This is a genomic window from Streptomyces yaizuensis, assembly GCF_034961445.1.
Classification (GTDB): domain Bacteria; phylum Actinomycetota; class Actinomycetes; order Streptomycetales; family Streptomycetaceae; genus Streptomyces; species Streptomyces yaizuensis.
Genome location: NZ_BSBI01000004.1, coordinates 221,995 through 234,142, shown reverse-complemented (window position 1 = coordinate 234,142; position 12,148 = coordinate 221,995). Strand labels below are relative to the sequence as shown.

Genomic DNA, 12,148 nt, shown 5'->3' with positions numbered 1-12,148 from the left:
TGCATCGAGCCGCCTGGAGCGAACGCCCGAACCCGAACTGCCCGGACCGAGCTGCCCGATTCGGCTGCGGGAAGCCTGCCCACCTTGCTCCAACACCCTTCCAAATCGCCGCACATCACCCGAACGAGGGCGCCGGGCGGGGCGTCCCGGCCACTCTGCGATGCTGACGCCATGTCACGCACAGAGCACTTCCCGGGCCCCGTCAGCCCGGATGCCCCCACGGCGATAGCGAGTCCTCTGCTCACCCAGCGGTGGCTGGATCTCGCCTTCGTCCACTGGGCCGTGGATCCGTCCCACGTGGCCGGGCTGCTGCCCGCCGGGACCGTTCCCGACGTACTCCACGGGACCACCTATGTCGGCCTGGTGGCCTTCCGGATGGACCGGGTCGGCTGGTTCCGGCTGCCCGGAATTCCCTACTTCGGCGCGTTCCCGGAGACGAACGTACGTCTGTACTCGGTCGACGCGGACGGCCGGCGCGGCGTCGTGTTCCGCTCGATGGACGCCGCCCGGCTGCTGCCGGTGGTCATGGGACGGGCCGGGTTCCGGCTGCCGTACCTGTGGTCCCGGATGTCCGTCCGCACCGATGGCGACACCGTCGTCTACACCAGCTCCCGGCGCTGGCCCGGGCCGCGCGGCGTGGGCGGCCGGATAGCCGTACGGAAGGGGGAGCGCATCGAGGAGCCGTCGGAGCTGGAGCACTTCCTGACCGCCCGATGGGGGATGCACAACGCCTTCCCCGGCGGTGTCGCCTACCTTCCGAACGACCATCCCCGGTGGCCGCTGTACCGGGCGGAGCTGGTCGAATGCCGGGAAGGACTGATCGCGGCGGCCGGGCTGCCCGCGCCGCAGGGGGAACCCGTCAGTGTGCTGTATTCGCCGGGCGTACCCGTCCGCCTCGGCCGGCCCGCGCGCTCACCGGGGGCCGCCGAGATCTGATATACATGCGGTGAACCGTATAATAATTCACCGTGTGCGGATGGGCGAGCAGACGGGCAGACGGGTAGAGAGGGCGGGTCCGGCATGCAGTTCACAGCACCGCGCGGCTTCCGGGGCACTACGGCGAATCTGGGGCTCAAGGAGACCGGTGACGACTTCGCCGTCGTCGTCTCCGAGGTCCCGTGCGCCTCGGCCGCCGTCTTCACCCGCTCGCGCTTCGCCGGCCCCAGCGTCACCCTCAGCCGCAGGGACACGGGCGCCCACCGCAGCCGGGGGATGGTCGTCATCTCCCGTAACGCCAACGTCGCCACCGGCGCCGAGGGCGCGCGGAACGCGGAGGAGGTCCGCCGCCGGGTCGCCGGCATCGCGGGGGTCGCCCCCGAGGAACTGGTCATCGGCTCCACCGGGGTCATCGGCCGGCCCTACCCGATGGAGAGCATCCGCGCCGGGCTCGCCGCGCTGCCCCTGCCGCTCCCCGAGGCCGACTTCCCGGCCGCCGCCGCCGCGATCATGACGACGGACACCCGGGCCAAGCACGTCAGCGCCCGCTGCGGGGACGCCGTGATCACCGGTATCGCCAAGGGCGTCGGCATGATCGAACCCAATATGGCGACCCTGCTGACCTTCTTCTTCACCGACGCGGAGGTGCCCGCCGGCGAGCTGGACGCGATCTTCCGCCGGGTGGTGGAGCGGACCTTCAACGCGCTGAGCATCGACACCGACACCTCCACCAGCGACACCGCCGCCGTCTTCGCCAACGGACTGGCCGGGCCGGTGGACCCCGCCGCCTTCGAGGAAGCGCTGTACGCGTGCGCCCTGCGCCTGGTGCGTGACATCGCGTCCGACGGCGAGGGCGCCTCCACACTGATCGAGGTCCGCGTCACCGGCGCCCGGGACACCGCGCAGGCCAAGCGGGCCGGCAAGGCCGTGGTCAACTCCCCGCTCGTCAAGACCGCCGTGCACGGCCGCGACCCCAACTGGGGCCGTGTCGCCATGGCGCTCGGCAAGCTGGAGGACGACGAGGACATCGAGCCGGGCGCCGTCCGTATCGCCTTCGGTGACGACGTGCTCTACCCCGGCGGGGCCGATGAGGAGCAGCTGAAGCGGACCGCCGGCTATCTCGCCGGGGACGAGGTGGTCATCGCGGTCGACCTCGGGATCGGCGGGGGCGAGTTCACCGTCTACGGCTGTGATCTGACCGAGGGATACGTGCGCCTCAACGCCGACTACACCACCTGAGGACCCCGCCCGGCCTCCGCGCCGTCCGCCTCCGTGCCGTCCACCGCCGCACCGCCCGCCGCCGCACCATTCGCGCTGTCCGTGCCGTCCGTGCCGCCCGCGGCTTCCAGGGCGGCACGGTGGCGGGCCCTGAGCTGCTCGGCCTGGGTCAGCAGCTCCTCGTACCAGACGCGTGAGGCGCGGATGTCCACGTACGGCGCGGGCAGGACCCGGGGCCGCCGCCCCGGACGGGAGAGCACGATCCGGTAGGCGCCGTTGCCCCGGCCAGTCCGCTCCTCGACGGTGATGCCGGAGATGTCCCGCCAGGCGTATCTGCGGCGGATGACCCGCCGGGCGGTGATCCCCATGTCGTCGACGGCGATGCTGCCGAAGCTCACCGGCAGGACGAAGGGCAGGATCACCAGCCAGGCCACGCCGAGGACGTGCAGGAAGTCGGGTTCGGTACCGCGCAGCAGACGGGCGAGGGAGATCGCGCCCCACAGGAAGAACGCTACCGACCACAGCACCGTGCGCCGCCGGTCCCGGTTGCGGTAGACGATCGGTTCCACGGTGCCGCTCTCTCACTCGGTTCTCGCTTGCCCCGGAGTGGCTACTTACACCCCTTTTGCCGGGTTGGACGGGGATATCGTACGCAGCGCCGACGGCCGCTCCGACGCCGGGTGCGGCCTGCCCTGGCCCGCCCTGGCCCACCCGCGCCTGCCCGCACCCGCACACCCGCCCGCCCGGGGGACGGAAGGCGCGGACCCCGCCCCCGCCGGTGGTGCGGGGACGGGGTCCTGTGTGCCGGGCCCGGTCAGGGCGTACCGAGTGGGTCGGTCACTGGAGTCGCCAGGTCTGGTTGGCGTCGCCGGCGCGGCAGGGCTCGGTGAGCATCTGGGCGCCGTGGCCCTTGTTGGTCAGACACTGGTCCGTCTGGCCGTCGCGGATCTGGACCGTCCCGCCGGGGGCGTCGCGGAAGACCCACTCCTGGTTCGCGTTCCCGCCGTACCCGTACTGCTGCATCCGGTTACTGGCGCGGTCCTTGTCGAGCACGAGCGTGGAACGGACGTTGCGGAAGATGAACCGGTTCTCCGTCCCCCGCCGGTACATCTGCCACCGCTGGTTGTCGCCACCGTTGTGGCTCCAGGCGTTGACCCGGGCGCCCTCGGGCTGCGGCGCGGAGGCGTCCACGTCGACCACCTCGCTGTCGGCCGCGCTGCGGATGATCAACCCCGGGTTCTCGATCCGCCACCCGTCCCAGACGCCGCCGGAGCCGTTGGGCGGGGTGGACTTGACCGGGTTCTGCCCGCCGAGGTCGGTGATGGCGACATAGTCGACGAGCATCTGGGCCGGCAGGTCACCCAGGTCGACGGTCCCGCCCAGGGTGCCGCCGACGGCCAGGTTGAGGATGATGAAGAACGGCTTGTCGAAGACCCAGGGGTTGCCGCGCAGGTCACCGCGTTCGACGCTGAGGTAGTGCTGCCCGTCCAGGAACCAGGTGATCCGGTCCGGTCCCCAGTCGATGCGGTACGTGTGGAACGCGTTGCTCAGCGGCTGCGGGTGGACGATCGAGCGGCCGACGCCGCCGGCGCCGCTGTAGCCGGGCCCGTGCACCGTGCCCAGCAGCCGGGCGCTGTCGTTGCCGACGTTCTCCATGATGTCGATCTCGCCGGAGCCCGGCCAGCCCACGGAGCCGATGTCCTCACCGAGCATCCAGAAGGCCGGCCAGACGCCGCGCCCCGCCGGGACCTTGATCCGGGCCTCGATCCGGCCGTACCTCGCGTTGACCTTGCCCGCTGTGTTCAGCCGGGCCGAGGTCATCTCGCAGGGGCCGTAGTGGCACTGGAGCCCGGAGGTGTTGTCCCGCCGCGCGGTGATCACCAGATTGCCCTGGCCGTCCAGCCGGGCGTTCTCCGGGCGGTTGGTGTAGTACTGGCGCTCGTTGTTGCCCCAGCCGTGGCCGCCGGTCTCCAGCCGCCACGTGGTGCCGGACGGAAGCGTTCCGGCACCGCCGGTGAAGTCGTCGGCCCAGCTCGTACCGGGTGGTACTCGGAGCCGCAGGGGGGCGTCGGCGGCGCGGGTCGAGTCGGGGTGGTCGGTGTCCTTCAGGCTCTGGTGGTAGGGCGTGCGCCGCGCGGCCCCGGCCGTGTCGGCGGAGAGTGTCTCGACGGCGAAGCCGAGGATCATGGTGTAGGCGAGGACCGCCGCACACCTGCGGCGGAAGCGTCCGGAGGTACTTGGCGGGGTCTCACGCCGGTGCTGATGTCGTCTCAATTGCCCTGCGCTCCTGACGAATATGGAAGGAACGGCGCATAGGACTCGTACGATATGTACGATTTGATGCAGCTTGACACTGCTTGCTGCGGCTCGATGTCGTTCGATGTGGCTTTCGGTGGGCGACCCGCCTGGAACGCATTCTTCCCGTGGGAGGGCCCTCCCACGGGAGGAACAGAGGGCTTCTTCGGAGGGAACCCCCGTTCCTGCGGGACAGATGAACGGTCCCACCATCTCCCCCCTCCCGTCACGCCCATGGCAGAAAAGAGCTGTTGGCCGGAAGGGGGTTCGGGCATCCGTCCGGGCATCCGTCCGGGCACCGCGGAGGACGGCCGTGCCTCCCGGCTCAGGCCCGGGGTGTACGGATCAGGGGTGTACGGATCAGCGGTCCGGCGTGTGGACGATCAGCCGGTTGCGCTGCCCGTCGAAGACGGCGGCCAGGGCCCGGGCCTCGGGGCGGTTCCCGGTGAAGAGCCCCCGCCGGTCGACGTGGACGGTCAGGGTGTCGTGGCTGTCGACGGTCTCCGAGACACCACGGGCCACGATCGTGTCCGCCCACGCGTCCAGGTTCCGTCCGAACCAGGCCGGCAGCCCGCAGGGCCGGACGAGCGCGTCCCAGAAGTCGCCGAGGGTGTCGATCGGCCGGCCCCGCAGGTCGACCACCAGCTCGCTGTGGGTCATCGGAGCAGGTTAGCCACCGGCCGGGCCCTTCCAGGCACCCGTCGTGCGCGCGTGCACCCGTACGGAGTGCCCGGCCGTGTCCCCGGCGGCCGGGCGCCCGTTGGGGGAACGTGACTTCTCCTCGCACCCTGCGCGGCGCCGTTGTGGCCGCTCTGCTCCTGGTCCCCTTCGCCGCTCCGGCGGCATCCCCGGCCCCCGCCGTCCCCGTACCGGCGGCGGGGTCGCCGGACCGTGCGCTGCGGCCCGCCGACGTCATCGAGCCGCCGTTGCCCGTCGAGGCGTTCCCCGGTCAGGTGAAGGAGGCGTGCGGGATCTGGAAGGAGCTGACCTGGCCGCGCGCGTCCCGGGCCACCGACCACCCGGTCGTGAACACCCGCCTGGTCATCCGGGGCGCCAACGTCTACCACAACCGCTCGGGCGATCTGCCGGCCGCCGGTCACTACCGCGAGTACGACGTCAACCCGCGCGTCCCGGGCACGCGCCGCGACGCCGAGCGCCTGGTGCGCGACACCGACACCACCGCTGTCTGGTACACGGCCGACCACTACGCCAACTTCCGGGAGATCTCCTCCGGCTGCGAGTGAGTCTTCCTCCCCTGCCGAACTGAGTATCCGTACTCTGACGGGCGTGCGAGCGGCCCGGAAAGCTGACGGCATGCGCAAAGGACTGCGGAAACCCGCTCCCGATCTGTTGGTGACCCTGGTGCTGGCCGGGGTGGCGGCAGCCCTCTGGGCCGCCTGGCTGGGCTGGGACCAGCACCGTGATGTTCACCCCGACGGTTCGACGACCGGCCCCTACGAGGCCTGGCAGGTGATCGGCCTCGGGCTGACCCTGCTGGTGGCCGTGGGTCTGGCGGCCTTCCGGGAGTACGTCGTGGCCTCGGTGATCGGTGTCACCGCCGGGCTGACCGTCGCGTCCTTCTACGACTGGTCGGACGACTCGACCGGGCTCTTCGGGGTGGGCGTGGGTCTGATCATGATGGGGAGCCTGGCCGCGACGGGCATCGTGTCGTTCCTGATCGCCTCCGCGAAGCGGAACTCTGTCCTCCGTGGAGCCGGGCACTGAGCCCTTCCTGCCGCCCTGCCAGCAGGGCGGCAGGACCACCCCCGTTCCTGGCCGAAAATCGCTCAAACCACGGAGGTAGTGGACGGCCCGGCCGGCGTACGACCGAAGATCGATCCGGCCCATCCCCACGGTGGATTCGCCCAACCGCACGACAGGAAAGGCTCGGGGGGTTCCCAGGACCCCGAATGGAAGAGCCTGCGTGCCATGAGATTGCGACGTATCGGAAGAGGGCTGGCCCCGCTGCTCTCGGTCAGCGCGCTGGCGGCGCTCGTCCCGGCGCTCACCACCGCGCCGGCGAGCGCCGAACCGACCCCCGCCGCCACCACTGCTTCCTCCGCTTCGACCACCTCCTCCGCTTCGGCCGCCGATCCGCTGGCCCGCTTCACCGGTCAGCGCGTCGACTGGCGCAGCTGCGGGGAAGGCATCCCGGCCACCGCCCGGTGCGCCACCCTCACGATGCCGCTGGACTACCGCGACCCCGGCGGCCGGACGGTCGACGTCGAGATATCCCGGAGCACGGCGAGCGTCCCCGGCAAGCGCCTGGGGGCCCTCTTCCTCAACCCCGGCGGCCCCGGGGGCGCGGGCGTCGACTTCCCGTACTCCTCGGACCTGAAACTGCCGAAGGTCCTCAAGGAGCGGTACGACCTGATCGGCTTCGACCCCCGGGGCGTCGGCCGGAGCACGCCGGTCGCCTGCGGGCTGCGGTCGCAGGAGCGGATGTTCCATCTCCCGTACAAGCCGTCGACGTTCGCCCACGACATCGCCGTCACCCGGAACGTGGCGGACCGGTGCCGGGCGAAGTACGGGACCGCGCTGCGGCATTTCACCACGCGTGAAACCGCCCGGGACATGGAGGTGATCCGGGCCGTCCTGGGCGAGCGGAAGCTCAACTTCCTGGGCTATTCGTACGGGTCCTACCTGGGTGCGATCTACACACAGCTCTTCCCCGCGCGCAGCGGCCGGGTGGTCCTGGACAGTGCGATCGACCCCGCGCTGGCGTGGCGGAAGGACCATCTGCTGTACGGCTCCGAGGTGGAGAAGGCGTTCACCCGCTGGACCGAGTGGACCGCGCGGCGCTCCGCGACGTACGGCCTGGGCAGGACCCCCGCCGCGGTCTCCGCCTCGTTCTGGGGGATCGTGGCCCGGGCGGACCGCGCCCCGGTCGTCACCGGCGGTGTGCCGCTCACGGGCGACGAGATCCGCGCGCTGATGCAGCCCCGCTTCTACACCACAGCGGTGGCGGCGGCGAGCGTCGCGATGCTGAAGGACGCGGTGGCGGGCAAGCCCACCAAGGGCTTCGCGGAGGCCCGTCAGGAGGCCGACGACGAGAGCCTGTCGCTGTTCTGGGCGGTCCACTGCGGCGACGCGAACTGGTCCCGGAACCCGGAGACGTACCGCAAGGAAGCGGCCCGGAACAAGCTCCGGCAGCCGATCTACGGGGACTACGCCGGCAACATCACCCCGTGCGCCTTCTGGGACCGCCCGGCGGAGAAGCCCGTCCGGGTGGACAACGGCGTCCGGGCGCTGATCCTCCAGAACGAGTGGGACCAGGCGACGCCCCTGATCGGCGCCCAGGGTCTGCGGAAGGCCCTGCGGAACTCCCGTCTGGTCGTGGCGGACGAGGCCGAGGGCCACGGTGTCTACGCGACGGGCCGCAGCGCCTGCGCGGACCGGATCACGACCGCGTATCTGATCGACGGCCGGTACCCCGCGGCCGACCGGGTCTGCGCCGCGGAGCCTGCCCCGGCCCGTCAGCGGCTGGGCTCCACGGACGTCCCGGGCCTGGTCCTGCCGCCGCACCGGCGCTGACGGCCGGCGATCCGGCCGGTGGCCGAGCGGGGGTCGTGGCCACCGCCTGTACGTCGGCGGCCACGACCCCCTTCTCCTCCCCGCCCGTACGGTGGGCGGGGAGGGGGCCCGCCGCGGTGCGGGGCGGCGGGCGAGCCCTCGGCCCGGAGGCGTGGTCGGACCGAGGGCGGTCGGTGGCGGCACCCGGGCGCGGGCTCGGATGCCGGGGGTTCCTCAATCGGCCGGCTCCGGCGGGCCCGTGGCGCCGGTGTCGGGCTCTCCGCGGAGAGCGGCGGCCATGCGCTCCACCACGTCGGCGGGCAGACACCCGATCTCCACCCGCGCGTCGCCGAACCGGGACACCTTCGGCCCGATCGGACGCCACACGTCCTCGCCGAACCCGGCGACGGCGAGGGCCCGGCGCAGCGACCGGGCGGCCGACTCGGCACGGGCGCGGCTCTCCCGCCAGGTCTGCATCTCCATCACGTGCCGCTTCGCGAACAGGATCCGTGCAGATACGGACGCACGTCGCTTCCGTGCAACAGCCGCACCGGGTCTCCCTGCGGTTCGGCCCAGGGCGGGGTGTCCCAGGACGTACCCGCCGACGGCGGCAGCGCGAGCCACCCCCCGGGACCTGACCTGACCGTCACGAGGGGGCGTGACCGAGGGGTGAGGGCGAGGGTGCCGCTCCCCGCCTGCACGAGCAGAGCCCCATGGTCTCCTGCGCGCAGGCACGGGACAGGCACGGGCGCTTCGGCATCGAGACGGACCATGGTGGCCATGGCCATGCTCACGGGCATCATCAGGGCGTCGAATGCCTCGGTCGCTGCGATCAGAGCCGCGCCGGGCTCCATCAGAAGCTGTTCCTCCACCCCTGCCAGGGAGAAGGAGCCGCTGTGGCGGGGGTGGGCGCCAGGTGTGCGGCAGAACCGATCGGCGCAGGTGCACCCCGCCCGGGGTCGGTGGCAGTGCCCAACAGCCAGCGACCACCCCAGGATTCCGGTGTAGGCATGGGCCGCGGCAGCGGGATCCCGGGTGTTGATGAGCCCCATCCCACCCTCCTTGCGTGATCACTCGGATACTTTCCGCGATGACTTGAGGATGGCGATGCCGACCGGGACCACCCCCTAGTTTTTCTAGGGGGCGTTTCCCGGCTCTGTCTCAGCGCACCAGCTCCATCCTTCTCACCAGGTAGGACAGGCTGGACGCCTGCGACGGCACCCCCGCCCGCGCCAAGTCCGCGACCGTTGCCCGTGCCATGGGGTCGCCGAAGACGTAGTGCGGGGCCTCTGCCGCAGCGGCCCGCAGCTTGGTGACCGCTGCGGCCGCCCGGCCCATGCGGCGCAGCGCCCGTGCCTCGTCGATGGCGTAGTGCGTGCGCCGCTCCCGGCTCGGGACGGCGGGGATGTCCACGTCCGGCACCCTCGTCAGCCCGGTCTCCGGCTGGTCCACCTCGACGCCGACCTCGGCCGCGTGCACCGCGACGGTCCCCCGGCCGAACACGGTCTGGGACCCCATGTCGTAGAAGTCCGGTCCCAGGCGGTCGGCGTCCTCCAGCGCGGCGCCGATCCGGGCCCAGGCGTCCGGCCCCCGGGTGGCGCGGGCGTGGGCGACCGCGCAGCGAAGGTGCAGAGCGCCCCGGAGGGAGACCGCCTCGTCCACCGGCCGCGCTCCGGCGGCCAGCGGTTCCAGATCGCGCAGCGCCGCCTCGGCCACCACCAGGGTTTCGGTGAGCGATGCCTGGTGCAGCAGTGCGCCGCACCGGTCCCAGGCGACGGCCGCCTTCGTGATCGGGTCGTCCAGGAGGGTCGCGGCCCCGGCGGCGACCTCGGCGGCGGACCAGGCGAGATCGGGGTATCCCAGGCAGTTCAGGCACATCCGGGCCGTGCGAGCGGCATCGGCCATGAGCCGGAGGGCGTCCTCCCTGGCGGCTCCTTCCGTGCTGAGCACCGAAGCGCTCAGGTCCTCGATCATGGTGGGCAACAGGGCGGCGAGCCGGGGCAGGTTCGCGGCCTGGCGGGCACGGTTGGCCTCCCACGACGCGGTGTGCAGTTCCTCCGGGGCCGGTGGCGCTCCGTGCGGTTCGAGGCCCGGGTGCCCCGACAGGATGAGCCCCGCGCGGCGGAGGGCGGTGCGGAGAGCCGGGATGTGCGCGTGGGCGATGGCTCCGCTGTGGTGCTGGAATCGGTAGGGCTGGCCGAGCAGCCAGACCACGTCCACATCGCACTGATCGGCGATGGCCGTGATCACGGAGTACCGGTCCAGGGGCTGGCGGCCACTCTCCACATTGGCCATCCATGATTCCGTGCGGCCCAGGAAGTCCGCGAGTTGCACCTGTGAGAGTCCGGCGGCGTTGCGGGCGATGCGTACGCGCATACCGATATGACCGGCGTCGTGAGAAGGCATGATGTCGCTCTCCGTTCTGACTTGGACACTCAGAACGTACTCCCCCGCGTGCGGCGGAACCCCTGAACGCGCCCTCGCCCAGGGCGCTTTCGGCGTCGGGCCAACGCTCCGCCCCGCCCCCGGCGACAGGCGCCCGAAGACCCCGGCCCGCGTCAAAAGTCGGGCCCCACCGCGACTTTGGTCGGCCGGTCGGAGTCCTTCGGCCGACGCGCCGGCGGCCGCGCCCCGGACAGGCTGGCCGCATGACATCCGCATCCATCGCCCGCCGGAGTGTCCTCGCGGGCACCGCCGCGCTGGCCACCGGTCTCGCCGCCGGCAGCGCCCATGCCCTGACGGAATCCTCCGGCCCGGGGGCGTCTCCCCCGGCCGCCGGGGCGCTCGTCTGGAAGGGCGTCAACGTCGACACCGACCGCGAAGTCTGGCGGACGGAGTACGTCCGCCGGGAGATCGCGGCCATCGGGGAGCAGCTGCACGCCAATGCGGTCCTGCTGCTCGGGCACGATCTCGACCGGCTGGTGGAGGCCGCGTCGATCGCCGCCGAGCAGGGGCTGTTCGTCTGGTTCGAGCCCCGGCAGTTCGACCAGGACGCCGAGCGGACCCTCGCGTTCCTTGGTTCGGTGGCGCGCGCGGCCGAGCGGTTGCGGAGCCGTCATCCGGATGTGGGGATCGCGGTCGGCACCGAGCTGACCCTCTTCATGTCCGGTCTGGTGCCGGGCAACGACTACACCGAGCGCGGCAAGGCGCTGGAGGGTCCCGAGTCGGCCGGTTACCAGGAGCGGCTGAACGCCTTCCTGGGCCGGGCGCTGGAGACCGTACGGCCGCTGTTCGGGGGGCGGGTCACGTACAGCTCCGGCGAGTGGGAGGAGATCGACTGGCGCGGCTTCGACGTCGTGGGGGTGAATCTGTACCGGGACGCGCGGAACAGGGCCGCGTACACGTGGAAGCTGCACACCCTGCGGCGGCACGGGAAGCCCGTCGTCGTCACAGAGTTCGGCTGCTGCACCTTCACGGGGGCCCGGGAGCACGGCGGGTCGGGGTTCCTGGCGGTGGACTGGGAGCGGGTGCCGCCGGTGGTGAGGGACGGTTTCGTGCGCGACGAGCGGGAGCAGGCCGACGAGATCGGCGAGCTGCTGGACCTGTACGCGGCGGAGCGCGTCCACGGCGCGTTCGTGTACAACTTCATCGCGCCCGACTCGCCCTGGTCCCCGTGGCGCCGCCATGATCTGGACATCGCCAGTTTCGCCCTGGCCAGGACCTTTCCCACCGGGACGCGGCGCGGCTACGCGGAGACCGGGCACTGGGAGCCGAAGCGGTCCTTCCACGCGGTGGCCCGACGCTTCCGGTGACCGTGCGGTCGGCTTGCGCGGCGGGCCGGACCACGTCGGAACGGCCCGCCGCGTACCCCTGGTTACTTGAAGAAGACGACCGAGCGCAGCAGGAGATTGTCCGACGCGGGGCGCCCGTGGGGGCGCAGGGTCCACGACTGGCCGGTGCAGTCGGGTTCGGTGAACACGATCGCGAAGGAGTCGGTGTCGTTGTGGGGGGCGAAGGCGGGCGAGGACGCTCCCGGGTCGGCGACCTCGGGCAGGGGGACGCATGTGTCGCTCGGCGGGTCGTGGAGTGTCGCGGACTGCGGCCGGCCGTCCAGTGCGATGAAGCGGTAGTGGAAGTCGCCGGTCGCCGCGTGGGCGGGCGTGGACAGGACGGCCGTCAGTGCCAGGGAGGAGCAGACGGCGGCGACCGTGTGCCGAAGACGCACGGTGATCCTCGATTCGTGGGA

At 72.0% G+C, this 12,148-nt stretch carries 12 protein-coding genes; 6 read left to right on the top strand and 6 right to left on the bottom strand.

The window, feature by feature from the left end; translation table 11 throughout:
- Window positions 1–171: 171 nt before the first annotated feature.
- Both SYYSPA8_RS12020 and argJ read left to right on the top strand, forming a co-directional pair.
- Window positions 172–936 carry a YqjF family protein gene (locus SYYSPA8_RS12020; RefSeq protein ID WP_323447086.1) on the top strand — a complete coding sequence of 255 codons (765 nt, stop codon included), beginning with the start codon at window positions 172–174 and terminating at the stop codon, window positions 934–936.
- A gap of 84 nt (window positions 937–1,020) precedes the next feature.
- Window positions 1,021–2,175, top strand: coding sequence for a bifunctional glutamate N-acetyltransferase/amino-acid acetyltransferase ArgJ (gene argJ / locus SYYSPA8_RS12015; protein ID WP_323447085.1), 1,155 nt, complete (start codon window positions 1,021–1,023; stop codon window positions 2,173–2,175).
- Here argJ and SYYSPA8_RS12010 read toward each other — a convergent pair.
- The 3 genes from SYYSPA8_RS12010 to SYYSPA8_RS12000 all read right to left on the bottom strand — a co-directional run bounded on the left by SYYSPA8_RS12010 (window position 2,163) and on the right by SYYSPA8_RS12000 (window position 5,109).
- The gene (locus SYYSPA8_RS12010; protein ID WP_323447084.1) at window positions 2,163–2,723 is read right to left on the bottom strand and encodes a hypothetical protein; all 561 of its coding nucleotides are present in this window, start codon (window positions 2,721–2,723) and stop codon (window positions 2,163–2,165) included. The genes argJ and SYYSPA8_RS12010 overlap by 13 nt on opposite strands.
- A 268-nt stretch (window positions 2,724–2,991) precedes the next feature.
- On the bottom strand, window positions 2,992–4,428 hold the full coding sequence (locus SYYSPA8_RS12005; RefSeq protein WP_323447083.1) for a family 16 glycosylhydrolase: 1,437 nt from the start codon (window positions 4,426–4,428) through the stop codon (window positions 2,992–2,994).
- 381 nt (window positions 4,429–4,809) lie between these two features.
- A complete protein-coding gene (locus SYYSPA8_RS12000; protein WP_323447082.1) occupies window positions 4,810–5,109 on the bottom strand; it encodes a barstar family protein in 300 nt (99 codons plus the stop codon).
- Between the two features lie 143 nt (window positions 5,110–5,252).
- Between SYYSPA8_RS12000 and SYYSPA8_RS11995 the strand changes: the two genes are divergently transcribed.
- From SYYSPA8_RS11995 to SYYSPA8_RS11985, 3 genes are all read left to right on the top strand, one after another.
- Window positions 5,253–5,693, top strand: coding sequence for a ribonuclease domain-containing protein (locus tag SYYSPA8_RS11995; protein WP_323447081.1), 441 nt, complete (start codon window positions 5,253–5,255; stop codon window positions 5,691–5,693).
- A 70-nt stretch (window positions 5,694–5,763) separates the two neighbouring features.
- On the top strand, window positions 5,764–6,174 hold the full coding sequence (locus SYYSPA8_RS11990) for a hypothetical protein (protein WP_323447080.1): 411 nt from the start codon (window positions 5,764–5,766) through the stop codon (window positions 6,172–6,174).
- A 204-nt stretch (window positions 6,175–6,378) separates the two neighbouring features.
- The gene (locus SYYSPA8_RS11985) at window positions 6,379–7,983 is read left to right on the top strand and encodes an alpha/beta hydrolase (protein ID WP_323447079.1); all 1,605 of its coding nucleotides are present in this window, start codon (window positions 6,379–6,381) and stop codon (window positions 7,981–7,983) included.
- Between the two features lie 213 nt (window positions 7,984–8,196).
- Here SYYSPA8_RS11985 and SYYSPA8_RS11980 read toward each other — a convergent pair whose 3' ends face one another.
- On the bottom strand, window positions 8,197–8,445 hold the full coding sequence (locus tag SYYSPA8_RS11980) for a hypothetical protein (RefSeq protein ID WP_323447078.1): 249 nt from the start codon (window positions 8,443–8,445) through the stop codon (window positions 8,197–8,199).
- A gap of 678 nt (window positions 8,446–9,123) precedes the next feature.
- Complete coding sequence (locus tag SYYSPA8_RS11975; RefSeq protein ID WP_323447077.1) at window positions 9,124–10,368, bottom strand: helix-turn-helix domain-containing protein; 1,245 nt, start codon at window positions 10,366–10,368, stop codon at window positions 9,124–9,126.
- A gap of 242 nt (window positions 10,369–10,610) precedes the next feature.
- On the opposite strand from SYYSPA8_RS11975, the gene SYYSPA8_RS11970 reads away from it, so the two are divergent.
- Window positions 10,611–11,714, top strand: coding sequence for an abortive infection protein (locus SYYSPA8_RS11970; protein WP_323447076.1), 1,104 nt, complete (start codon window positions 10,611–10,613; stop codon window positions 11,712–11,714).
- 62 nt (window positions 11,715–11,776) lie between these two features.
- On the opposite strand, the gene SYYSPA8_RS11965 is transcribed toward SYYSPA8_RS11970, so the two are convergent.
- Window positions 11,777–12,127, bottom strand: a complete 351-nt coding sequence (locus tag SYYSPA8_RS11965) for a hypothetical protein (protein WP_323447075.1) — start codon at window positions 12,125–12,127, stop codon at window positions 11,777–11,779.
- Window positions 12,128–12,148 lie beyond the last annotated feature (21 nt).